Origin of the sequence: Corynebacterium sp. 122RC1 (genome assembly GCF_024580955.1) — a bacterium.
Taxonomy (GTDB): Bacteria; Actinomycetota; Actinomycetes; order Mycobacteriales; family Mycobacteriaceae; genus Corynebacterium; species Corynebacterium kozikiae.
Genome location: NZ_JANIKD010000018.1, coordinates 22883 through 46376, shown reverse-complemented (window position 1 = coordinate 46376; position 23494 = coordinate 22883). Strand labels below are relative to the sequence as shown.

Annotated in this window: 21 protein-coding genes, 1 tRNA gene and 1 pseudogene; 13 read left to right on the top strand and 10 right to left on the bottom strand. The window is 62.2% G+C overall.

The genetic code is table 11. The annotated features are described in order from the left end of the window. Nucleotides 1-495 precede the first annotated feature (495 nt). Nucleotides 496-1227 carry a hypothetical protein gene (locus NQ050_RS09120; RefSeq protein WP_257038989.1) on the top strand — a complete coding sequence of 244 codons (732 nt, stop codon included), beginning with the start codon at nt 496-498 and terminating at the stop codon, nt 1225-1227. A gap of 130 nt (nt 1228-1357) precedes the next feature. Here the strand turns inward: NQ050_RS09120 and NQ050_RS09115 are convergent, their stop codons facing one another. Then, the gene (locus NQ050_RS09115; RefSeq protein WP_257038992.1) at nt 1358-2494 is read right to left on the bottom strand and encodes a pyridoxal phosphate-dependent aminotransferase; all 1137 of its coding nucleotides are present in this window, start codon (nt 2492-2494) and stop codon (nt 1358-1360) included. A 4-nt stretch (nt 2495-2498) separates the two neighbouring features. Continuing rightward, nucleotides 2499-3767 (bottom strand): phosphoribosylamine--glycine ligase, encoded by a 1269-nt coding sequence (gene purD, locus NQ050_RS09110; protein WP_257038988.1) that lies wholly within the window; start codon nt 3765-3767, stop codon nt 2499-2501. A gap of 52 nt (nt 3768-3819) precedes the next feature. On the opposite strand from purD, the gene NQ050_RS09105 reads away from it, so the two are divergent. Beyond that, on the top strand, nt 3820-4242 hold the full coding sequence (locus tag NQ050_RS09105) for an HIT family protein (protein ID WP_257038987.1): 423 nt from the start codon (nt 3820-3822) through the stop codon (nt 4240-4242). Between the two features lie 3 nt (nt 4243-4245). After that, complete coding sequence (locus tag NQ050_RS09100) at nt 4246-4914, top strand: alpha/beta fold hydrolase (protein WP_257038985.1); 669 nt, start codon at nt 4246-4248, stop codon at nt 4912-4914. On the opposite strand, the pseudogene NQ050_RS09095 reads toward NQ050_RS09100, so the two are convergent. The 5 genes and pseudogenes from NQ050_RS09095 to NQ050_RS09080 form a co-directional block, all read right to left on the bottom strand. After that, nucleotides 4795-5777 (bottom strand): annotated as a pseudogene (locus NQ050_RS09095) (IS481 family transposase); the annotation flags it as partial. The gene NQ050_RS09100 and the pseudogene NQ050_RS09095 overlap by 120 nt on opposite strands. Next, the gene (cmx, locus tag NQ050_RS09090) at nt 5777-6952 is read right to left on the bottom strand and encodes a chloramphenicol efflux MFS transporter Cmx (protein ID WP_005297378.1); all 1176 of its coding nucleotides are present in this window, start codon (nt 6950-6952) and stop codon (nt 5777-5779) included. The pseudogene NQ050_RS09095 and the gene cmx, both read right to left, overlap by 1 nt. Nucleotides 6953-6973: 21 nt before the next feature. Further along, a complete protein-coding gene (locus tag NQ050_RS11275; protein ID WP_011113070.1) occupies nt 6974-7027 on the bottom strand; it encodes a chloramphenicol resistance leader peptide in 54 nt (17 codons plus the stop codon). 304 nt (nt 7028-7331) lie between these two features. Next, nucleotides 7332-8807: a cell wall metabolism sensor histidine kinase WalK gene (locus NQ050_RS09085; protein WP_257038984.1), complete on the bottom strand. Its 1476-nt coding sequence runs from the start codon at nt 8805-8807 to the stop codon at nt 7332-7334. Further along, the gene (locus tag NQ050_RS09080) at nt 8807-9520 is read right to left on the bottom strand and encodes a response regulator transcription factor (protein ID WP_257038983.1); all 714 of its coding nucleotides are present in this window, start codon (nt 9518-9520) and stop codon (nt 8807-8809) included. The genes NQ050_RS09085 and NQ050_RS09080 overlap by 1 nt, the downstream gene beginning before the upstream one ends. A 202-nt stretch (nt 9521-9722) precedes the next feature. Between NQ050_RS09080 and NQ050_RS09075 the strand changes: the two genes are divergently transcribed. The 5 genes from NQ050_RS09075 to NQ050_RS09055 all read left to right on the top strand — a co-directional run bounded on the left by NQ050_RS09075 (nt 9723) and on the right by NQ050_RS09055 (nt 16532). Beyond that, nucleotides 9723-11183 carry an MFS transporter gene (locus tag NQ050_RS09075; RefSeq protein ID WP_257038982.1) on the top strand — a complete coding sequence of 487 codons (1461 nt, stop codon included), beginning with the start codon at nt 9723-9725 and terminating at the stop codon, nt 11181-11183. After that, a complete protein-coding gene (locus tag NQ050_RS09070) occupies nt 11170-11709 on the top strand; it encodes a TetR/AcrR family transcriptional regulator (protein ID WP_257038981.1) in 540 nt (179 codons plus the stop codon). The genes NQ050_RS09075 and NQ050_RS09070 overlap by 14 nt, the downstream gene beginning before the upstream one ends. 125 nt (nt 11710-11834) lie before the next feature. Next, complete coding sequence (locus tag NQ050_RS09065; protein WP_257038979.1) at nt 11835-13781, top strand: solute carrier family 23 protein; 1947 nt, start codon at nt 11835-11837, stop codon at nt 13779-13781. Nucleotides 13782-13807: 26 nt separating this feature from the next. Continuing rightward, nucleotides 13808-15103, top strand: a complete 1296-nt coding sequence (locus tag NQ050_RS09060; RefSeq protein ID WP_257038978.1) for an MFS transporter — start codon at nt 13808-13810, stop codon at nt 15101-15103. Continuing rightward, nucleotides 15090-16532, top strand: coding sequence for a threonine/serine exporter ThrE family protein (locus NQ050_RS09055; protein ID WP_257038977.1), 1443 nt, complete (start codon nt 15090-15092; stop codon nt 16530-16532). Before NQ050_RS09060 ends, NQ050_RS09055 begins: the two co-directional genes overlap by 14 nt. A gap of 29 nt (nt 16533-16561) precedes the next feature. On the opposite strand, the gene NQ050_RS09050 is transcribed toward NQ050_RS09055, so the two are convergent. Then, nucleotides 16562-17221, bottom strand: coding sequence for a lipocalin family protein (locus NQ050_RS09050; protein ID WP_257038976.1), 660 nt, complete (start codon nt 17219-17221; stop codon nt 16562-16564). A 347-nt stretch (nt 17222-17568) separates the two neighbouring features. Continuing rightward, a tRNA-Thr gene (locus tag NQ050_RS09045) sits at nt 17569-17641 on the bottom strand. A gap of 122 nt (nt 17642-17763) precedes the next feature. Between NQ050_RS09045 and NQ050_RS09040 the strand changes: the two genes are divergently transcribed. From NQ050_RS09040 to otsB, 5 genes are read left to right on the top strand one after another with little or no spacing between them, the layout of a single operon-like run. Beyond that, nucleotides 17764-19299 (top strand): threonine/serine exporter ThrE family protein, encoded by a 1536-nt coding sequence (locus NQ050_RS09040; protein ID WP_368734692.1) that lies wholly within the window; start codon nt 17764-17766, stop codon nt 19297-19299. Nucleotides 19300-19349: 50 nt separating this feature from the next. Further along, nucleotides 19350-19679, top strand: coding sequence for a hypothetical protein (locus NQ050_RS09035; RefSeq protein WP_257038975.1), 330 nt, complete (start codon nt 19350-19352; stop codon nt 19677-19679). Continuing rightward, nucleotides 19680-21116, top strand: coding sequence for a trehalose-6-phosphate synthase (locus NQ050_RS09030; RefSeq protein ID WP_257038974.1), 1437 nt, complete (start codon nt 19680-19682; stop codon nt 21114-21116). Next, the gene (locus NQ050_RS09025) at nt 21109-21564 is read left to right on the top strand and encodes a hypothetical protein (protein ID WP_257038973.1); all 456 of its coding nucleotides are present in this window, start codon (nt 21109-21111) and stop codon (nt 21562-21564) included. The genes NQ050_RS09030 and NQ050_RS09025 overlap by 8 nt, the downstream gene beginning before the upstream one ends. After that, nucleotides 21561-22340, top strand: coding sequence for a trehalose-phosphatase (otsB, locus tag NQ050_RS09020; protein WP_257038972.1), 780 nt, complete (start codon nt 21561-21563; stop codon nt 22338-22340). Before NQ050_RS09025 ends, otsB begins: the two co-directional genes overlap by 4 nt. Here the strand turns inward: otsB and NQ050_RS09015 are convergent. Continuing rightward, entirely contained in the window at nt 22312-23412 is a 1101-nt protein-coding gene (locus NQ050_RS09015; RefSeq protein WP_257038971.1) for a substrate-binding domain-containing protein, read from the bottom strand. The two genes, otsB and NQ050_RS09015, sit on opposite strands and share 29 nt — an antisense overlap. Between the last annotated feature and the right edge of the window lie 82 nt (nt 23413-23494).

The following is a 23494-nucleotide window of genomic DNA, read 5'->3' as shown; positions in this document are numbered from 1 at the left end:
GGGCTGGGATTGTGGTTGGTGGGCGCGGTGGCGGGCGTGGTGGCGGGCGTGGATTTTGGGGCGAAAAGTGCGTTGGTAGATAGCTAAAAGTCGATAGGACGGCGCGTTGGTCGAAAGGAGAGGCGGATTTGAGGAAAATCGCGTCCTATCGACTTTTAGCTATCGACCAACAGCATTGAGCGTGAAAACTGTAGGAACCACTCATTCCGAAAACCTCCGGAGCATCACAACTTCCGAACAATTCTATCCACCCACAATTGGAAAACCCCGAGCCAAAAACGCTCAAAACGATACCCACAGTAAGGATTAGGTGTGTTTTTAGTCACAAAGTTTCATCCTGGCTGGACGCTCGGCTATGCTTTCGCTATACTACGACAAAAGAAGTCGTAGTATAGCGAAAGCATAGCCGGCCACAAAGATCAATATTCGGGGGAACTTTCAGGGGGGGTTCGTTGCATATAGCGTAAGAGTTGTCCTGACTTTTTGGAGAGCAAAATGGATTTTCTTCGCAATCCTTTGACGGCAACTGAAGCCAACTTCATCCTGAATGCACTGCCTTCCAGTAGGCGTAAAACCTACCTGGACTTGGCGAACGAACACAGCAGAAACTCACAGGAAATAAATCTGCTTGCCGCTACCCTTTACGTTTGGAATGGCTATGTAGCCTCCGCTGTGGATAGAGCCACCGGTGAGGTTGAGATTATGTTACGCAATCTTATCGATAAAAGTTTTTCCACATGGAACAGTGCATATCCACGCTCGGGCTCGACCGAATGGATCCTGCACCCTGAAGGAGTCCTCAAAGACCTGGTGTGGCCCTCCGGGCAGAAAAAACTGCAACACTACGCTGACATTCGCAAGGAGTCCACCGCTCCGACCCATGATGATTACGTCGCCGGACTCACCTTCGGGAACTGGGTACACCTTCTACCAAGGAACCACGCTACAGATCGAAATTCAAGGGTTATTCTCTGGAAGGAAGCAATTGAGCCGAATACCTCTGCAATGAACATGCGCTCCTTCCAGAGTGCAGCGATGCAGGTCAAGAACATGCGCAACCGCGCAACTCACCGTAGGCCAATTATCAAAGATATCAATCTACTTCAGTCTACACATGGCAATTGCATCGAAATTGCCAAAGCCATAGATCCTGCCGTCGGCACTTGGTTGCGAAACCAAAGATGGATCCCAGATGCCCTAGCTAAGAATCCACTGAAGAATAAATAAAAGATAACCCCTGGTATTCCAGGGGCCAGAGCCTATTTGCCTTTCGGCTTGATGAACAACATCTTACACATTTTCCTACAAACATCAATCTGAAGTCTGGAAGCAAACCAAAACACCAACCCCAAACCCCCTACCCCAGCCACTCCGCCAACCGCGCCACCGCTTGCCGCGCCTGCTCCAAAGAGATGCAGAAGCTGATGCGGATGAATTTGTGGCCGGAGGTGGTGTCAAAGTCTTTGCCTGGGGCAACGGCCACCCCGGTTTCCTCAAGCAGGTCGGCGGCCCAAGCCTCGGAGTCATCGGTGAGGTGGGAAACGTCCACCCAGAGGTAGAAGCCGCCGTCGGGCGGGGCGAAGTTACCCAGGCCCAGTTTGGGAAGCTCGGCAGTGAGGAAGTCCCTAGTTTCGGCGTATTCGCGCACGTGGGAGCGCAATTCACTCAGCGAGTCAGGGGTGAAGGCCGCCAGGGCTGCGTGTTGGGCGATGGCGGGCGGGCAAAGGGCCAGGTTGGCCTGGAGGTTGTCAAAGGTCTCCACCAGGTGTTCCGGCATGATGAGCCAGCCCAGGCGCCAGCCTGTCATACAGAAGAACTTGGACATGGAGCCCACCGTGATGGCCTCGGGGCTGAATTGGCGGGCGGTTGCGGTCGTTTGGCCGTAGCTGATGCCGTGGTAGATCTCGTCAGAAAGCAACACAACGTCGCGGCGCTCACACCACCTCGCGATGCGCTGCAGCTCGGCGGGATCGATGATGGTGCCCGTCGGGTTGTCCGGGCTGGTCACGATCACCATCTTGAGTTCACGCCCGCAGGCCTCCAGGTGCTCCACCGTGGGCTGATAGCGCGTTTCAGGCCCGCAGTCCAGCTCCACCACCTCCGCACCGAGTGCGTGCAGCGTGTTGCGGTAGGCGGGGTAGCCGGGGCGCGCCAGAGCCACGGCGTCACCTGGGGAAAGCAGCGCCAGGAAGGCCGCCACAAAGCCACCGGAGGAGCCGGTGGTCACCACCACTTGCTCGGCGCGGGTGGGCGTGCCGTAGGTGTGTGCATGCCAACGGGCTATCGCCGCGCGCAGCTCGGGCAATCCGAGGGTCGCGGTATAGCCTAACGACGCCCCCACCAGGGCCTCTGAGGCCGCGGCCAACACAGGCCCCGGCGCCCCAGCCCGTGGTTGGCCCACGCACAGCAGGAGGGCATCCTCGCGTTGCTGCGCCTTGCCCAGGATCTGCATGACGCGGAAGGGCTCTACCTCTCCGCGCGGGCTCGGGACCAGCATGTTAGATGTGGATTTCGCCGCGCACGGCAGGCAGGGCGATGTCACTGCGGTAGTGGCCACCGTCCAGGTGGATCTGCTCCAGCACCGCGTAGGCCTGCTCGCGGGCCTGCTCCAAGGTGGTGCCAGTACCTACCACGTTGAGAACGCGCCCACCTGCGGAAACCAGCTCACCGGCTTCATTGAAGGCGGTGCCGGCGTGGCGTACCTGCGGGTGATCCGCGTCGGTGATCACGTCGCCGGTGCGTGGGGTTTCTGGGTAGTTTGCTGCGGCGAGAACTACGGTAAGCGCGTAGCCCGGCTTCCAGTCCAAGGCGGGCAGCTCTGCTAGGCGGCCCTCCGCGACGGCCAGCAAAACCTCCCCAAGAGGGGTGTTCAGCATATCCAGCACCGCCTGGGTTTCTGGGTCACCGAAACGGCAGTTGAACTCCACCACGGCGGGCCCCTGCTCGCCCCACGCCAGCCCAGCGTAGAGCAGGCCCGAGTATGGGTTGCCCCTGGAGGCCATTTCCTTGGCCACAGGAATACACACTTCATCGACGATCCTCTGTACGCCGTCCTCCGGCAGCCACGGCAGCGGGCAGTATGCGCCCATGCCGCCGGTGTTGGGGCCTTCGTCGTTGTCGCGCACACGCTTGTGATCCTGCGCGGGCAGCAACGGCACCACGGTCTCGCCGTCTACCAGGCAGAATAGGGACACCTCCGGGCCGTCCAGGAAGGATTCCAGCAGCACTGGGTTGCCGGCGGCAAGCACTGCGTCCACGTGGGCGCGGGCCTCGGCGCGGTCGTTGGTGACCACCACGCCCTTGCCGCCTGCAAGGCCGTCATCCTTGACCACGAATCGGGGGCCAAAGCGGTCCAGCGCGGCCTCGATTGCCGCATCGTCTGCGCCAGGGGTGATCTGCTCCGCATGTGCGGTGCGAACCCCCGCTGCCTGCATGATGTCCTTGGCAAAGGCCTTGGAGCCTTCGATTTGAGCTGCGGCCTTGCTGGGCCCGAACACCTTGAAACCTGCGGCGCGGAGCACGTCGGAAACCCCCGCTACCAGCGGGATCTCCGGGCCAATGACCACAAAATCCGGGCGGACCTGCTCGGCGAGCGCCAGCATTGCCTCGGGGTTGGATACTGCGGTGGCCTCAGGGTAGACGGTTGCCATACCGGCAATGCCCGCGTTACCTGGGGCAACGTGGATTTCCGTGACCTTGGGGTCTTTGCTCAGACCGAGTGCGATGGCGTGCTCGCGGGCACCAGAACCAATAACAAGAATGCGCATAGTGCCCCATCATATCTGCCGCGTGGTGCCATTCTGGGTATTATCGGCTGGCATGAGCAGTGTATTCAGCAAGATCATTGCAGGTGAACTCCCAGGAACCTTCATCTACCGCGATGAAACGGTGGTGGCCTTTCTCACTATCGAGCCGCTCGCGTACGGCCACACCCTGGTAGTGCCGGTGGAAGAAGTAGATCGCTGGACGGACCTCGAGCCCGCAACCTGGGTGCATCTCAACGAGGTGGCGCAGGAGATCGGGCAGGCGATCACCAAGGCGTTCGATGCGCCGCGTGCCGGGTACATCATCGCGGGTTTCGACGTCCCGCACACCCACATTCACCTCTTCCCTACCAGCAAAATGGCGGATTATGACTTCTCCGCTGCCATCCCAATGGATCAGACTGACCCGGCGCGGATGACCGCGGCCGCCGAGGCGCTGCGCGCGGAACTGGGAACCGACGCCTCCGGCCGCAGGTAGCTCGTGCTCTTCGCGCGCCTGATTCCGCCGATGGGCGTGTTGCCGCCCTCCCCGCAGTGGATGGAGGGGGCAGCGCCACCGGTGGTGTTTCTGCATGGCGTGCTGGGCTCACCGGGAAATTTTGAGCGTCCCGCGGCCTTGCTCGCGGCACAGGGCAGGGCGTTTTTTGCCCCGGCATACGGCAACCACGGCACCGCCACGCTGGAGCGTTCCTATGCGGAGTTGGAAAAGTACTTTGCCGGGTTGCGCCGCCAGGGCATAGGCAGGGTGGATATCGTGGGCCACTCGGCGGGCGGGCACATGGGATTGCACATCGCGCACGCCTTCCCTGGGATGGTGCGCAGATTGGTTGGGCTCGGCGCCGCGTATCGGGGGACGCCGCGGCGGCTGCTTTCCGCGCCGGGGATGAGCCCGGCTGTGCGTCTTCTGCTTGGCGACGCCCTCCTGGGATTCAGCCGCCCCTTTGAGGCGCAGGCACCGGCGGGCGTGGAGGTGCTGAGCGTGTACTCCACCAATGATTTTGTAGTGCCACAGGCCACGGCGACCCTAGGTGTGATGTCCAGGGACGTTGTTGAGTCGGTCGAAGGGTACGCCGCCAATCGCAGAGTGGTGTCGGTGGTGGTTGTAGAAGTGGAGCCAGCCGGGCAGCGCCAGGCGTCGTTCGGCCTCTGAACCGTAAAACCTGGCATAGGCCCAGCCGTCCCCGAGCGTGCAGTGGAATCGCTCGATCTTCCCGTTCGTCTGCGGCCGGTAGGGGCGTGTCCGCTTGTGTCGGATGCCGAGCCGAGCGCAGAAGTCCCTCCATGCGTGGGATCTGTATGCCGACCCGTTGTCGGATAGGACTCCTCGACGGTCACGCCTCGTTCGGCGAACCAGGCCACGGCGCGTTCGAGAACTCCCACCGCTGTGCTCGCCTGCTCATCCGACCAGATTTCTGCGTATGCGACGCGGGAGTGGTCGTCGATGACTGTGTGAACGAACGCCGTCCCGGTGCGCGGCTTGTGATCTTTTCCTCGTGGTAATCCCGGAGTCGCGAGCTTGTTCCGTGCGCCTTGCTGCCGACCTACGTAACGATGTCCACCGCCGTCGGGGATGTTGCCGAACTTCGTGACATCGACATGAATCAACGATCCCGGATGAGGATGCTCATATCGCCGCAATGGCTCGCCAGTGACACGATCGATATGCGAGAGGCGGTTCACGCGGCAACGGACGAGGACCGCGTGAACAGTCGACGTCGAGAGACCAAGTCGCGCAGCGATCTGGGCTGGCCCCAGTCGAAGCCGCCAGCGCAGGTTGATGATCTTCTTCTTGACATGCTCGGGCGTCCTGCCTGGGATCCGGTGCGGCTTGCTGGAGCGATCCTGCATCCCAAACTCACCCTCTTCCCGGTAGCGGCCTGCCCATTTCCGGGCAGTGATCGGGGAGACCATGAACATCTTTGCGGCGATCGTGGCCGGATAGCCGTCTTCGACAATCAGCCGAGCTAACCGGAGACGGGCACGAGGAGTGAGAAGAGCGTTCGGATGGGTCATCAATTGGCCTCCGCCGCGGTCTTCGTAAGCGCGCGTCTGGTGAGAAGCATGATGACGAGAGCGATCGCTGTCAGCACCGAAGCGACCCAAACCGGCGCGAGCAGCCCCAGCCCGGTCGCGAGCCCGAGCGCACCAAGCACGGGCCCCGCTGCAGCTCCGATATTCAATGCTGCGGTTGCGTACGAACCGCCCATCGTTGGCGCACCCGATGCTGCATACAGCACACGCGTGATCAGAGTACTGCCGACGCCGAACGACAGAAATCCCTGAACGAGGACGAGGACGATAAGCGCAACGGGATGAGATGCGACCACTGCCAACACGATCCAGCCTGTCAGCAATAGCGGTCCGCCGACTGCGAGCACGAGGCCAGGTCGTTGATCTGATAGTCGTCCTGCGATCGTGACGCCAAGGAACGATCCGATGCCGAACATCACCAGCGCGACGGACACCCACGCTTCGGCCAAGCCCGCGGTCTCGGTCACGATGGGTGCCAGGAAGGTGAATGCCGCAAAGGTCCCTCCGTTGATCAGCGCTCCGAGTGCCATGGCCAGGATGAGCCGCGGCGTCGCCAACTGGCTGAGCTCGACACGGAGCCTTGGTGAGGTCGCGCTAGTCTCGCTCCGACCAACATTGTTCGTGACGCCACGAATGACTCCAACGGCCGCGGGAATACAGAGGATGGCGATCGCCCAGAACGTCGTTCGCCAGCCCAGCGCTGTGCCGAGCAGTGCCCCGGCGGGGACGCCCACGACGGTTGCGATCGTCGTGCCGGAGAGCAGGATCGACAGTGCACGCCCCTTCTGGTTCGCTGGCACGAGGGTAGTGGCCGTGCTCAGTGCTACGGCGAGGAATCCTGCGTTTGCGAGAGCGCTGAGCACCCGGGTGATGAGCAGGAGAGAGAACACTGGTGTCATCGCTCCGATGACGTGGCTTCCCGCGAACACGAGAAGGCAAACGATCAATGTGAGCCGCGGTGGCCAACGGCGAGCGAATGCCGCCATCACTGGCGCGCCGACGACCATACCGACTGCGAATGCGGAGGTCAGCAGGCCCGCAGTGCCGACCGAGACGTCAAGTTCGGTCGCGATCGCGGGGAGCAATCCCGCGAGCATGAATTCTGAAGTGCCCATGACGAAGACCGCCAGGGCAAGCATGTAGAGGGCAAAAGGCATCGAGTACTCCGAGGTGTGAGATCAAGAAATGGTTCTTCTTGTCACCACGGCCAGCGCCCCGGGTACGCCAGACATACGCCCACACAGATCGTGGGCGTCGTAACTAGTGGTTCAAGGGGCTGGCGGTGTGACCGACAACCCCTGACCTGTCTGATTCGGGACTCGACATGCCCCAAACTCTAACATGCCTTCAATGGCAAGCGGTCTGGACAGATACTTCTTGAATCGGCACGGTGTCATTACGGGCGGGGGCCAGAACAACGTCCCTGGACATCACACCTAGGCGCCACATATGAGATTGTGGGCCCGCGGCACGACCAACTCCCGCGGCTTGCCAATCTGATTGTTGCCGCCCTTGAGGTTGAAGACGTGGAGCAGTTTAAGGTGCCTCGGACTCTGTGGTAGCTCCCACCGATCCTGCTCCTGGATTCTGCGGGTATGCGGGCAACTCCACGCTGAAGGTGGTGCCTTGCCCCAGTTCGCTACGAACGCTTACCTGGCCGCCGTGCGATTCCACGAGGGATTTCACGATTGCCAGCCCCAGCCCGGAGCCGCCACCGCCGGTGGCTCGGGTGCGGGAGGCATCCGTGCGGTAGAAACGCTCGAAGATGTGGGAGGCGTCTTCTGCGGCGATGCCCACGCCGTTGTCGATCACATCCACCACCACGGTGTTCGCGTCCGGGTTATCCCCGTTGCGTAGAAGCACCTTCACCTGAGCGTCCGGGCCTGCGTGCTTGAGTGCATTCACCGTGAGGTTGGTGAACACCTGATGGAGGCGAGAGGCATCACCACACACCACCGGTACACCTGAATACTCAGAGGCCACGGCGATTTCCCGGTCTGGGAACGCGCCGCGTAGCGAGGTAGTCACAGCGAGCACGGTTTCCAACAAGTCCACCGGAGCTTCCTCAAAGCGGGCCCCCTCGGCGCGGGTGAGCGCCAGGAGGTCTTCCACCAGCAGGCTCATGCGCTGGGCCTCCTCCTGGATTTTGGAGATCACCTTGTCTGCATCATTGGTGGCGCCAGAGGAGTAGAGTTCCGCATAGCCTTTCACACTGGTCAGCGGGGTGCGCAGCTCGTGGGAAGCATCGCCAACGAAGCGGCGCATCTGCTCTTCTTTTGCCTGCAGTTCCACAATGGAACCCTGGAGGCGCTCCATCATTACGTTCATGGAGTTTGCCACCGCACCCACCTCGGTGTGTGCTGGGGCCTCGGGGACGCGGGCGTCGAGATTGCCCTCCGCGATGGTGCGGGCAGTGCGCTCCACTTCTCGCAGGGGGCGCAGGGCGCGGCGGATGAGGAAGAAGCTCAACACCGCGATGACCACCAGGTACAGCACGCCAATCACCATTTGGCCGTAGGCGGTGCGGTGCAGCGTGTTGGATTCCTCGGTGGTGTTTTTGGCCACCACCGTGATCACGTTGTTACTGCTGTGCGCAAGTGCTCGCCACTGCTGTAAGGAATCGCCTTCCGAGCCGATCTCCTGGGGATCACCGATGTAAAGCTGGGTAAGGTCGGGGGAGGCTTCGTTATCGTTGTAGACCACCACCGAGCCGTCTGGGAAGATCTTGGCCACATAGAAGTCCGTGGGCGGGCGCGAACCAATCCCCTGGTCCGCCAGGAAGAGCGAGTCCTGGCGCGCCCAGCCGTCGAGGCCGCGATGCAGCTCCTCATCAATGCGGGCGTAGGTGAAGTTCTCCATGGTCTTATAAACCGCGTAGGAGCTCAGGAGCACGCCGAATGCGGAGACAAAGAAGACAATGATGAGCAGCCCGGCGGTCAGCGGCATCGCCGAAAGCCGAAAGGAGAGCTTGGAACGCACCCGCGCGAAACGCTGGGAATTTCGGAGCGACATTAGGAGCGCGGGGTCCTGAGTACGTAGCCTACGCCGCGGACGGTGTGGATAAGGGCCGGCTCCTGGGTGTCAATCTTGCGGCGCAGGTAGGAGATGTAGGATTCCACCACGTTGCCGTCGCCACCGAAGTCATAGTGCCACACCGCATCTAGGATCTTGGCCTTGGAAAGCACCACCTCGGAGTTGAGCATAAGGTAGCGCAGCAGGTTGAACTCGGTGGGCGAAAGCTCCACGATCTGCCCGGCCTTGGTGACCTCGTGGGTTTCGTCATTCAGAGTGAGGTCGGCATAGGTCAAGGTGGCACCATCGTCTTCTTCCTCGATCACGGAGGCACCCCGACGCAGGATCACGCGCAAGCGCGTGATCACCTCCTCTAGGGAAAACGGCTTGGTCACATAATCGTCTGCGCCGATGGTCAGACCGTGGATTCGATTTTCCACAGCGTCCTTAGCAGTGAGAAACAGCACTGGGCCATCGAATCCTGCCGCGCGCAGTTTGGGAAGCAGCTCAAAGCCGTCCATGCCGGGCATCATCACGTCCAGGATGAAGGCATCTGGTTGGAACTCGCCCGCCACCTGAAGGGCTTCGGTTCCGCTGGTGGCGGTGGCCACTTCAAATCCTTGAAACTTCAGGCTCACGGTGAGCAGTTCAACGATGTTCGGCTCATCGTCTACCACGAGCACGCGGGTTGCAGAATCGTTCATGGGTTCCATTGTGCAGCATCCTTTAAAAACGAGGGTTCAATCAAACGATTTCAAGCGAAGTGTGCGCGCCTTCGCTGGCAGCAACCCCTCCCCCGAGCTGGGTGCGAGCTGGGAGCTCACTGGGGATTGCCCAGCCATCTGCGGCGCTGGGTGCGTCGGCACTGCGCCGAAACGTTGAAACTGTAACGACCGTTCGGTATTGTTTCCCTTCATGAGCATCACCCAAAGCCAAAGCCTCAACACCACGGCCCATAACAACCGCTGGCTGTTCCTTGGCGTCCTTTCTGCAGCACTGTTTCTCATTGGGGCGGATAATTCCATCCTTTACACCGCCCTGCCGGTGCTGCGCGAACAACTCCACACCAGCGAGGTGCAGGCACTGTGGATCATCAATGCCTACCCGCTCGTGCTGGCCAGCCTACTGCTAGGCACGGGCACGCTCGGCGATAAGATTGGCCACCGCCGCATGTTTGAAGTCGGCGTGGTGATCTTTGGCCTTTCCTCCCTATTCGCGGCACTCGCCCCGAGCGCCACCTGGCTCATTGTTGCCCGCGGCCTGCTTGGCTTCGGTGCGGCCACCATGATGCCCGCCACGCTGGCACTGATCCGTACAACGTTCACCGATGTGCGTGAGCGCAACACGGCGATCGGCATTTGGGGTTCAGTGGCCACTATCGGCGCGGCGCTCGGCCCCGTGCTCGGCGGGTTCCTGTTGGAGCACTTCTACTGGGGTTCGGTGTTTTTGATTAACGTCCCCATTGCGCTGGCTGCGGTCATTGCCACTCAGTGGCTGGCGCCACCAAACCTGGCCAACCCGCAGCGGCATTGGGACCTCACCTCTTCCCTGCTCGCGATGGTCACGCTCACCGGGACCGTGCTACTCATCAAGCAATTCGCCAGCACCCACATCGATTGGGCGCACGTTGGGCTTTCCGCCGCCGCAATGCTGCTGGGTGCAGTGGCGTTCCAATGGCGTCAGCGCCTCCTGAGTGATCCATTGCTCACCTGGGACATCTTCCGCAACCGCCTCTTTGTGGGCGGCGTGCTTGCCGCCGCGATGAGCATGTTCGTGCTCGCCGGCACGGAAATGATTACCACGCAGCACTTCCAGCTTGCCGAAGGCTTCTCACCCCTGCAGGCCGGGCTGGTGACCGCCGCAATGGCGCTGTGCGCCTTCCCCACCTCCATCTTGGGTGGAGCGAACCTCCACCGTTGGGGTTTCCAAAGCCTGATCGCGGGTGGCTTTGCGTTTATGGCCGTGGGCAGCGCGGTGGCGGCCTACGCACTGACGCAAGGAATGTTCCCACTGCTCATCGGCGGCCTCATGCTGTCCGGTGCGGGCGCCGGGCTGGTCATGTCCGTGACTTCCACCGCGATCATTGGTTCTGCACCGAAGCATCGCGCGGGCATGGCTGCCAGCGTGGAAGAGGTGAGCTTTGAGTTCGGCACCCTGATCTCCGTGGCGGCCCTGGGCTCGCTGTTCCCCTACTTCTACGCGCTGCGCGCCCCGGCCCAGTATGCGGACGCGATGGTGCCGCAGGCACACCAGGCCATTTCCACTTCTTACCTGTATATCTTGCTGATCGTGCTGGTGGTTTCCGCACTCAGTGCAGCGCTCACGGCGTACGCCTTCCGCGGCAACCCAAAGGAGACGGCGTATGCGCACGAGTAAGAAGGCAATGCTGCTGGAAAAGGCCATCGAGCTGGTGGAGCAAGACGGCCTGGCGGCACTCACCTACGACGCCCTCTCCACAGCCAGCGGCGTGAGCAAATCCGGGCTGATCTACCATTTCCCCTCCCGTATGGAACTGCTGCGCGGGGTACATGAAGCGCTGGCCGAACAGTGGGTGAGCCAACTCACCGAAATCGCCGGCGGCCCCGCCAGCCAGGTGAGCCCCGCCGAGCGCCTGCGCGCCATGGTGCTGGTGCATGCGAAAGCCGCCAACAAGGCAGACCTGCTGCTCACCATCGATTCAGTGGACGTCCCCGAGCTCAACCAGATCTGGCAAGAAGCCCTGGACCCCTGGACGGTGGACCCAGCCCAAGCGCCCGAACTGGTGGCAATCCAGCTTTTGGCGGACGGGCTGTGGGTCCATGACATGGTGGCCACCCGCGCAATGAGCACCGCCGAGCGCGAGCGCGCAACACAGCATGTGCTCAGGCTTATCGACGCCGCCGTGCAAGCCGAACACGCATAGCTGTGAGCTACCTTACTGGGTGAGGTGCGGCGCGCTAGTGGTGGTTTAAAGTTTTCTGCGGATCGGCACTCACTGCCGCTGACTGTCCCGCCTGATCCACCACCTCTAAAAAGGAGTCCCCGCGCGTGTCCCAACCTTTGGCTACCACCCCAGCCAGCCCGGCCAATCCAGCCACCACAGTCCACCCAGTGGACGCAGTGCCTCCGGCGCCGCAACTCGCGGCGCTTGGCCTGCAGCATGTGTTGGCGTTTTACGCCGGCGCCGTGATTGTGCCGCTGCTGATCGCAGGTTCGCTGAACCTGGATACGGAAACCACGATCCACCTCATCAACGCAGACCTACTCACTTGTGGCATTGCCACCTTGATCCAGGCGGTAGGCATTGGCAAGAAGGTGGGCGTGCGCCTGCCGATCATTCAAGGTGTGACCACCACCTCGGTTGCACCGATCATCGCCATTGGTCTTTCCACCACTGACGGCCAAGGTGGCGTGGAATCCTTGCCCACCATTTACGGTGCGGTGATTGTAGCCGGCCTGTTCACCTTCTTTGTAGCCCCGCTGTTTGGCCGCCTGCTGCGCTTCTTCCCGCCGGTGGTAACCGGCACGGTGCTGCTGGTGATGGGAACCTCCCTGCTGGCGGTCTCCGCGAACGACTTTGTGAACTACGCGGAAGAGGTACCCGCAACGCATGACCTCTGGTATGCCTTTGGCACCTTGGCCGTGATCATCCTGGTGCAGCGCTTCTTCTCCGGGTTCTTGGGAACGCTGTCCATCCTGATTGGCCTGCTGGTGGGCACCACCGCGGCGATCCTGTTCGGTCACGCCAACCTGGATGCTGTGGGCGAGGCCGCCCCGCTGGGCATCACCACGCCGTTTTACTTTGGTACGCCGCAGTTCAATGTGGCGGCGATTCTTTCCCTGGTGATCGTCATGATCATTACCATGGTGGAAACCACCGGTGACGTGTTTGCCACCGGCGAGATTGTGAAAAAGCGCATCCGCCGCGACGACGTAGAGCGCGCCATCCGCGCAGACGGCCTTTCCACCCTCATCGGTGGCGTGATGAACTCTTTCCCCTACACCTGCTTTGCCCAGAACGTGGGCTTGGTGCGGCTGACCGGTGTGAAGTCGCGCTGGGTGGCTGTGGCCGCAGCGGGATTCATGATTGTGCTCGGCTTGCTGCCAAAGGCCGGCGCGATTGTTGCTTCGATTCCTGCGCCGGTGCTGGGCGCCGCCTCGCTGGCACTGTTTGCAAACGTGGCTTGGGTGGGCCTGCAAACCATCGCGAAGACTGACCTCATGGATGGCCGCAACGCGGTGATCGTGACCACTGCCCTCGGCCTGGCAATGCTGGTGACTTTCCGCCCGGACGTGGCGCAGGCACTGCCGCAGTGGGCACAGATTTTTGTGTCCTCCGGTATGTCCATCGGTGCCATCGCGGCGATTGTGCTCAACCTGCTGTTCTTCCATTTGGGCTCGCAGTCCGGCAAGGACGTGGCCCGTGGCCGCAGCGGCGAAGGCATCTCCTTGGAGGAGCTGAACGCCATGGACGTGCAGGGCTTTGTATCGGCACTCCGCCCGCTGTTCAACAATGAGACGTGGCCACTGGAGCAGGCTGCGCAGGCACGGCCATTTGGGAGCGTCGAGAAGCTCCGCGAAGCGATTCAGGTAGCAGTGCTTACCGCCGAACCGCAGCGCCGCGAAGCCCTCATCCAGGACTATCCCGACACCGCCCGCCTGCTCCTGGCCACCGCCGAGGAAGCGCCGGCATTGTCCGCCGAGCGCGGCACCGTGGGCATCGATGAGCTTGACGACGTGCAAAGCGCCCAAATCCAAGAGATCTCAGCGCAGTATCAGGCCCGCTTCAACATGCCGTTTGTTGCCTGCCTGAGCACCACGGACACCGTGGATTCTGTGGTGGCACGCGGGCTGCGCCGCCTGGCGAACTCCGATGAACAGGAACACCGGGTGGCACTGACGGAGATCGTGGAGATTGCGAATGACCGCTTTGACATCCTGCTAGCCAACGCCAACCCAATCCGCAGCGCCTGGGAGCGTAAGTTCAGCGAATAGCCGCGAGTTCTGCCATGCTTAAACGCATGCGCACCGATAAAAAGACCGTGTTGAGTTGGGCGCTGTGGGACCTCGGTTCCGCGGCGTTCAATGCTGTGATGATCACCTTTGTGTTCTCGGTCTACCTCATTGAATCCGTGGGGCAGCACATCACCACCGAACGCACCCCCACGAGCTGGTACGGCCTGGCAATCGGCACCGCCGGCGTGCTCATCGCCCTGCTGGCCCCGGTGATCGGCCAGCGCTCCGACGCCCGCGGCACCCGCCGCCGAGGGTTGCGCGTATGGACCGTACTCACGGTTGCGCTGATGGCGGCGCTCTACTTCACCGAAAACACCGCCCCCGGCTATTTCTGGTTTGGTCTCATTGTGCTGGCTGTGGCCTCCATCACCTTTGAGCTCGCCGAGGTGAACTACTTTGCGCAGCTCAACCAGGTGTCCACCAAGGAAAACGTGGGGCGCGTCTCCGGCTTCGGCTGGGCGATGGGCTACTTCGGCGGCATCTTCTTGCTGCTCATCTGCTATGTGGGCTTCATTTCCGGCGAGGGCGGTGTGTTTGGCCTACCGACGGAAAACGGGTTCAACATTCGCCTCGTGGCACTCGTTGCCGCTGCTTGGTTCCTCCTGGCAGCCCTTCCCACAATGTTCCGCGTCCCCGAAATCACCCCAAACCCCAACATGAAAGGCGGTTCCTACCGCGAACTTGTGGCCACCCTGCGCCGCATGTGGCGCGAGGACCGCAACTCTGTGTGGTTCCTGGCCGCGTCGGCAGTGTTCCGCGACGGCCTCGCCGGCGTGTTCACCTTCGGCGCGCTGCTCGCGGTGAGTGTGTACGGCCTGGCGGCGGACCAGGTGCTCCTGTTCGGCATCGCCGCAAACGTGATTTCCGCGCTCGGCGCGCTGGCGTCTGGGTTTTTGGATGACCGCTTTGGGCCCAAGGTGGTGATTGTGGGCTCGCTGGTGGCGATGCTGCTCACCAGCGCCGCGCTGTACTTCGGCGAAGGCACCACCACCTTCTGGGTGTTCGGCCTGATCCTGTGCGCTTTTGTGGGCCCGGCGCAGACGGCCTCGCGTTCCTTCCTCTCCCGCCTTACCCAAGACCAGCGTGAGGGTGAGATGTTTGGCCTCTACGCCACCACCGGGCGGGCGGTGAGCTGGATGGCGCCGTTTGCGTTTGCGCAGTTCGCCGCAATCACCGGCAACGACCGCGAGGGCATCTTTGGCCTCATGCTGGTGCTTGCCATTGGCTGTGCGCTCACGTTGATTGTGCGTGATCCTTCGCGTGGTGTTGGTACGCGTGGTGGCGGGCATGCGGCTGCTTAATCTCAAGCGCCGCACCCCGCGTGAGCTCCCCGCAGCAACCATCGACGTTGCCAGGGCAGCGCCTTTGGCACCGCTCGCCCCAGTAGTGGATTTGGCGGACCGCGGGCAGATCACGGGCGTGCTGGAGATCGCGGCGCGAATCGGTGAGATCCTGGTGAGCGCCGGGTCCACCTCTTCCGACGCCACCGCCCAGGTCAAGGCCGTGACTGAGGCCTTCGGCCTGTGGTACGTCCACGTGGACATGACGCACAACCTCATCCGCCTGTTCGCTCAGTCCGGCGAGTACACCCCCGTGGTAGTGGTCCGCGTGATCCGCCCCGCACTGCAAAACTTCCACACCCTCACCGTGGTAGACCAACTTATTCATGACATCCTCACCGGCGCCGCCAACCCAGCCGAAGCGGCTGCGCGGCTGGATGCCCTGGACAACTCTCGAGAGCCCTTTGGGATATGGCCAGTGGCGCTGGCCTGGGGCGCGATGGGCGGCTCGGTTGCGCTGTTGATTGGAGGCTCGCTGGTCGCGGCAGCGCTGGCGTTCGTGGCGGGCGTGATCATCGTGCTGGGCAGCGACCGTCTCAGCGCGCTTGGCCTGCCACTGTTTTTTCAAAACGTCTACGGCGGCGTGGTGGCCTCCCTGCTCGCAGCGGGCGCCTTCTATGTGGGGCAGGTGTACGGTGTGGCGTTGCGGCCAAGTATGGTGGTGGCCGCCTGCATCGTTGCGATGCTCGCCGGCCTCACCCTGGTCCAGGCGCTGCAAAACCTCATCACCTCCGCCCCCATCAGCGGAACGGCACGCCTTTTCGACGCCCTCCTGGCCACCAGCGGCATCGTTGCCGGAGTGGGCATGGGCATCACCCTGTCTACGGCCCTCGGGTTCCCCCTCCCACCACTGGAAACCTCCGCCGCCCCCAACTTTGCCTCCACCTGGGTGCGCGTTCTCGGATCAGTGGGTGCCACCATGGCATTCGCCCGTGCCTGCTTTGCCAACTGGACCTCAGTGGCCGTATCCGGGCTGACCGCGGCCTTCGGCTCCAGCCTGTTCTACTACGTCTTGGTGCCCTACAACGTGCCCGGCGTGACCGCCAACGCGCTCACCGCCGTGCTCATCGGGCTCATCGGCGGCTTGCTGGCCCGCCGCTACAGCATCCCACCACTCATCATTTCCATTGCCGGCGTCACCCCGCTCCTCTCCGGGCTGGCAGTGTACCGCGGCATGTACGGGTTGCTCCACGAGCAAGTACTCGTGGGCTTTTCCAACCTCACATACGCGCTGGTAGCCACCACCGCACTCAGTGCGGGCGTAGTGTTCGGGGAATGGCTCGCCCGCCGAGTGCGGATGCCGCAAAACGTGATCTCCGCCGGTCAATTTGTGCGCCGGCGCGCCGCCGCGAGGGGTGGGCGCAGTGCGGGTGCGGGCGGTGCTGTGTGAAGCTTTTGTGCGGCAGTTACAGCCAGCACTTACAGCCAGCACAGAGGAACTACGTCACCGCGGCCGCCCGTCGTGGGCACGGTGAGGAAGGTGCAGGCGTTGTAGCCTCGGTTTTCCACGATTCGGCGAACTTCCGACCACTGCTCGCCAGTCAGCGCTTTGTTCCGGGACAGCACGAATCCTGAGAGGCGGGCGGGGTCGCCCACAATGGCCAGTGAGTACGCCTCGTCCAGGTAGGTGATCCGGTAATTCACCCGCCCATCGGGGTTTTGGAAGGGAACACCGGGGAAGTTCACCCGCAGGGATGCCCCGGAGCGCGCGGTGGCGGTGCCTTCAATCCTCGAATCGGACCCCAACAGCGTTCCGCAAGAGTTCTGTACTGAGATGGTGGTGGCGTCAATGACCCCATACTGCGCAGTAACATCACGGACGCACTGCAACGTAAAGGGCTGCGGGATCGCAGCGACCTGGTACCAGGTGCCGGCGTAGCGGTTCACATCAACTGGAGTGCTCACCTCTGGCAGCTCCTCGCCGAAGAACGAGGAACCCGCCGGAACCAGCTGTGAAGAAAGCCCACCAAGGCGGCCGCCTTCAAAAAGGTTCTGCGCCTGTGCATTGGGCGCCACAAGGAGCGCAGTCGCAGTGATAACGGTCAGAACTGCGGTTATGGTGGATCGGACCACGCGCATGTTTCTCAGCCTTTCAGTCTTTTCAGCGGGCAGTATCTGGGACTTACGCAAACCCAAAGCGCTCCGGCGCCTGATGGGTGGCTGTCAGCCTATCCGTTGTTCGCCGCCTGCGCGGGCAAATCGACGCAACCCTTTGCACAATTGGCCAATTTTGCAAATGCCCGCCGCCGGTGCGCTGGCCCCGATTTTGGTGTTGGTCGATAGCTCAAAGTCGATAGGACAGCGCGTTGGTCGATAGGACCCCGGATTTGGGGGAAAACCGCGCCCTATCGACTTTGACCTATCGACCAACGCGAAACCCCACCCCACCGAAAGGCCAATCCCCGCCCCTTGGAAAGAAAAAAATGAGCTGAAGATGGGACTCGAACCCACAACCTACGGTTTACAAGACCGTTGCGCTACCAATTGCGCCACTCCAGCACCGGCCGGCATATGCTGCCAACTCGGTGCAAGATGTTACAGCATATGGGGGCACCGCCGCGAATTTCTGGGCGCACTGGTGTACAAAGTGGTGTAGGACTTCACATTCAGAAAGGTTGCCCGTGGCGCATTTGCTGCAGCACCTTACGGCTCGGTGGCGCGCGGGCGGCTCGCAGCTTGCCACCATCGACGCCGTCAAGGCCGCTCCCCCTCCATCACCACTGGCGCCGGTGGACCTTACGGACCCGGCGCAGGTGACTGCCGTTATGGATCTTGCAGCACGCATCGGCCACATATTGTTGGCTGCGGGCACCTCCAACCGGGACACCCTGGCCCACATCCACGCGGTGACGAGCACCTATGGCCTCCACTATGCCCATGTGGACATCACGTTGAACACCATCACGCTGTTCACCACCATCGGCACGGAAACCAAGACGCCAGTGAGTGTGTTCCGCGTGGTGAGCCACATGCGCACGGACTTCTCCAAGCTCTCAGAGGTAGACCGCCTCATCCGCTCCATTCAGGCGGGCGCCACGCCACCGGAGGTGGCTATCAAGATTTTGGACGACCTCACCGCCGCCCGCCCCACCTATGGCCCCAAAGTCGCGGTGCTCGGTTGGGGCGGCCTGGGGGCGTCGGCTTGCGTGCTTTTGGGCGGCAACGCCTTAGGCGCAGTGCTCTCTTTTGTACTGTCCGCCCTGATCATTGCGGGTGCGCGCTGGCTGGGCAGACAGAGTTTGCCGGTGTTTTTCCAGAACGTGTTTGGCGGGTTCATGTCTACGTTGCCGGTGGCGGTGGCGTACAGCTTGGCACGGCAGGTGGGGATGGATCTGCGGCCGAGCCAGGTGATTGCGGCGTGCTTGATTGTGCTTCTGGCGGGGCTGACGATGGTGCAGTCGTTGCAAGATGGCATTACCGGCGCCCCCGTGACTGCCAGCGCTCGCTTCTTTGAAACCTTCCTGTTCACCGGGGCGATCGTGGCTGGCGTTGGTGTGGGCATGCAGGCCAGTGAGCTGCTGGGGATCACGTTGCCAACCATGGAAACCGGTGCACAAGCCGGCGCCGGAATTGGCTATGTGGATTCGGCAGTGCTGGTGGGAGCGGGTGTTGCCGCGAGTGCCTCCTTTGCCCTGGCCTGTTACGCGGAGTTCTCCGCAATTGTGGTTTCCGCGCTGACCGCCGCCACCGGTGCAAGCATCTACTACCTGCTGCTTATGCCCGCCGGCGTGGATCCGGTGATTTCCACCGCCATCGCCGCAACCGTGATTGGCGTGGCCGGTGGTCTTTTGGCGCGCAGGTTCCTGATCCCGCCGCTGATCACTGCCATCGCCGGTATTACCCCCATGCTGCCTGGCCTGTGGATTTACCGCGGCATGTACGCTGCACTCAACGACCAGATGCTCGTGGGCTTCACCAACGTGGCGCTCGCCCTTTCCATCTGCTGTGCCCTTGCCGCTGGTGTGGTGCTGGGCGAGTGGACGGCCCGCAAAATCCGCAGGCCAAAGGTGTTCAATCCATACAAAGCCTTCCGACGCCCCCGGCGCTACACTTTCCCAGAGCAAAGCACGGGGGATTCCGGGCTCAAGGTGGTGTATAGCGACACCCCCATCACCGGCAGCTTCCCCGCCCAGGGGCTGCACGAGGACCAAAAGTAGCGTAGAATTCGGGTTTTGCACCTACTCGCCTCTTGTTATTGGAGAGATCCTTGCCACCAAAGGTCACAGATACCCGTACTACGCCAGTGGAGTCCCTGCACGCCCTTGAGGCGGAGACCGCCGCGGCTGCGCGTCGCATCGTTGCAACCTACTCCAAGGACTTCTTTGATGGCGTGACTCTCATGTGCATGCTCGGCGTAGAACCAGAGGGCTTCTCCTACCGCAAGGTGGCCGCGGAGCACGAGCTCGCTAATGCGCCAAAGAAGGCAACCAAGAAGGCCGCCAAGAAAGCAACGAAGAAGGCCGCCAAGAAGGCTACTAAGAAGACCGCAAAGAAGGCGGCTAAGAAGACTACAAAGAAAACCGCAAAGAAGGCCTAAATGGCACATTCCTTTGTGGTGGTGGCAAACCGCCTTCCCGTAGACCTCAACGTCGCGGCGGATGGCTCAACCACATGGAAAGCCAGCCCGGGCGGATTGGTCACAGCGCTCACCCCGATCCTGGAAAAACACCATGGCTGCTGGGTGGGGTGGCCCGGCAGCGTGGACAGCTCCTTTGAGCCCTTCCACACTGACTCAGGGGTACTCCTCACTCCAGTCCCCCTCACCGAGCACCACTTTGAAGGCTTCTACGAGGGCTTTTCCAACGCCACGTTGTGGCCGCTGTACCACGACCTCATCGTGACCCCCATCTACCGCAGGGACTGGTGGGAAACCTACCGCGAGGTCAATCTGAAGTTCGCCGAGGCCGTGGCGGAGCTCAGCGCTCCAGGCGCCACCGTATGGGTGCAGGACTACCAGCTCCAACTGGTCCCGGGCATTTTGCGCCAAATGCGCCCAGACTTGAAAATCGGCTTCTTCCTGCACATCCCCTTTCCCCACCCGGACCTGTTCCGCCAATTGCCGTGGCGCGAAGAAGTGGTGCGCGGGCTGCTGGGCGCGGACCTGATCGGCTTCCACCTTCCCCAAAGCGCCAACAATTTCCTGGCGCTCACCCGCCAGGTTGCCGGTGCCACGGGCTCCCATACGGGCCAGCCGGACCGCCTCCAGGTGGACGGCACCGCCAGCACCCGCGAGGTGAGCGCCCACATCACTGCGTCCGACGGCCGCCGCGTCGGCATTGCCGCCTTCCCCATCTCCATTGACACCGCTCCCCTCACCGCACTAAGTGGGAGGGCGAACACGCAGGCAATCCGCGAACAGTTTGGCAACCCCAAGACCCTACTGCTCGGCGTGGACCGCCTGGACTACACCAAGGGGATTTTGCACCGCTTGCAGGCCTTCGAGGAGCTTTTGGACTCCGGGGCGGTGAACCCAGAGGACTGCCTGTTTGTGCAGATCGCCACGCCTTCGCGTGAGCGCCTGGAGCAGTATCGCCAGGCCAGGGTTGAGGTGGAGGCCGCGGTGGGCCGCATCAATGGGCGCTTTGGTTCGCTGGGGCACCAAGTGGTGCATTATTTGCATCAGTCCTTGTCCAAGGAGGAGCTCGCGGGGCTGTACACGGCCGCCGACGTCATGGTGGTAACCCCGCTGAAAGACGGCATGAACCTAGTGGCCAAAGAGTATGTGACGTGCCACCCGGACGGCTCTGGGGCGTTGGTGCTCAGTGAGTTCGCGGGCGCGGCTTCTGAGCTCAGCCAGGCATATTTGTGTAATCCTTTTGATGCAGAATCCTTGAAGCGCCAGGTAAAAAGCGCCATTTCCGGGCTGGGGCAGCAGGACGCGCGCCAGCGGATGCACGCCATGCACGAGCAGGTCATGACCCACGACGTAGACCTCTGGGCCAATTCCTTCATCGAGGAGCTCAACCGTGTCTAAGCAACTCACCAACACCGCACTAGCCCTCGCCGCAACAGCCACAGCCGCGGCCCTGAGCGCCTGCTCCGCCGCACCCGAACCGGAAGCGTTCGGCCCCACGTGGCAGGTCACTGACCTCTACAAAGTTCCTGGCGAGCCAAGCACCCTGCCCGCCGCCGTGGCCGGCACAGTGACTGTTGCTTTTGGCCAGCGCTCCCTCGCCGGGTACACGGGCTGCGCGGGCTTCCAGGCCACCTCCCTACTGAGTGACACTGAGCTCACCATCACCGATCTGCAATTCGACGACCCCGCACCAGACTGCCCCACCGAAGTGCACGACGCCATGGTGAACTTCTGGAACCTGGGCCGCTTCGAGGTCATCCGGCCGGGCAACGGCAGCGGCAGCACAATGATCCTGCGAGAGCAAGGCAACATGGTGGACCCTGAATCAATAAAGTTGGTGCAATGATCCCCATCCCCGCCCACACTCTCCAGCGCATCGCCTCCGCCGAGCGCTTGCTGGTGATCTCTGACTTCGACGGCACCCTCGCCGAGTTCTCCACCGACCCCATGAACGTGCCCATCAACCAGGCCGGCATGGCGGCCCTCTCCGCGCTCGCAACAATGCCCAATACCCGGGCGGGTTTGCTCAGCGGCCGCGACCTGGAATCCCTCAAAACCATCAGCGGCGCCGATTCCGATTCCGGTTCCGATTCCGGCGGCGGGCTCGTGCTGTGCGGCTCCCATGGCGCTGAGGAGGAGGGCGTTGGCCTCGAACTCTCCCACGCCCAGCAGGAAACGCTCGAACAAGTCACCGCAGCCCTCAACGAGCTGGTAGCTGGCACCGAAGCGCACGTGGAGCACAAGCCGCTGCACCGGGTATTGCACATGATCACGCTGCGTGACGACGCCGCCACCACCGCAGCCCTCACCGAGGCAGCGCTGGCACTGCAGATTCCGGGCACGGTGACCAAGCAGGGGCACTTCATTGTGGAAATTGGGGTGTCGCAGGCCACGAAGGGATCATGGTTGCGCCAGGCTATAGAACGTTTTGGTGCTGACGCCACGGTGTTTTTGGGTGATGACCGCACCGATGAGGACGGCTTTGCAGTCCTCGGCCCACAGGACTTGGGAGTGAAGGTGGGCGCCGGGGAAACCCTGGCCAACGTCCGCGTGGCCAACCCCAGCGAGGTGGGCGAACTCCTACAGGCCTTGGCTAAGGCTCGCGCGGAGGCACAACGCTAGAGCCCCGGTGGAATGTGGTCTCGAGGATTTCTACCGCCCGATTTTCTGGCGTCGGCTCCCCGATCAGTGAGTGCAGGAGGGCGGCCGCGCGTTCACCCTTGAGCCGATTCGGCTGGATCACGGTACTCAGTCCCTTAGCCAGGGCTGGAGCGATGCCGTCAAAGCCCGTCACGCTGAGATGATCCGGCACGGAAATGCCGTGGTCATTGGCATATTCCAGTACCCCGAGCGCCATGGTGTCCGTGGTACACAGCACGGCGGTGAGCTCGGGATGGGCCTCCAGGAGTTCCTTGGCCGCGGCGTAGTTGTTCTCGCGGTCGTTGATATGGCGCTCCACCACGGGCACGCCCTTGGGGTGGATGCCGGCGGCTGCGAACACCTCTAGTGCGCCTTGCACGCGGGCGCGTTGCACGTGGTGCTTGGCTTTCTCCAGGCGCTTATTACTCACCGGCCCGTTGTTCGGCGTGGGATCCAGGCGGATGCAGAGGATGCCGATCTTGGTATGCCCCGCCTCCACGAGCGCCTGCGCTGCGGGGCTGATGGCGGTGAGGTCGTTGATTCCTACGAAGGGGGTGCGGGGCTCGTTGGTGGGTTGGTCACAGACAACCACCGGCAGGCCGCGGGTGAGGGCGGCTTCCAGGTGGGGGTCTCCGGCTGCCACCGAGTAGACCACAAAGCCGTCCACCACGGCGGAGTTGACGATCTGCCGTGCGCTGACTGGGTCTGAGGCAGACTCCGGGCTGACCGGCACCAGGGTGAGTGAGGTCTGGTTGTCCGTGGAGGCGGAGGCCATACCGGCCAGGAAGTCCACGGATGCGCGGTCCTCAAAGGCGTAGGTGAGGCGGTCGGTGAACAGTACCCCCACGCTACCCACGAATTTTGTACGCAAAGAGCGCGCCGTGGGGTCTGGCCCTGGGTAGCCCATACGCTCCGCGGTTGCCAAAATATCCTCCCTGAGTTTGCGTGAGAGCTGCTCAGGGTGGTTGTACGCGTTGGATACCGTGGTTCGCGAAACGCCTAGGGCCGAAGCGATGCTGGCCAAAGACGGACGCTGCCTGCCTTTTGAAACCATATATTCACCCTAGTTCAACTTGGGCGGGCTCCTTCATGGTTTTTCAATAGGTTTTCAATTGACAATTATTATCAATAGGGGT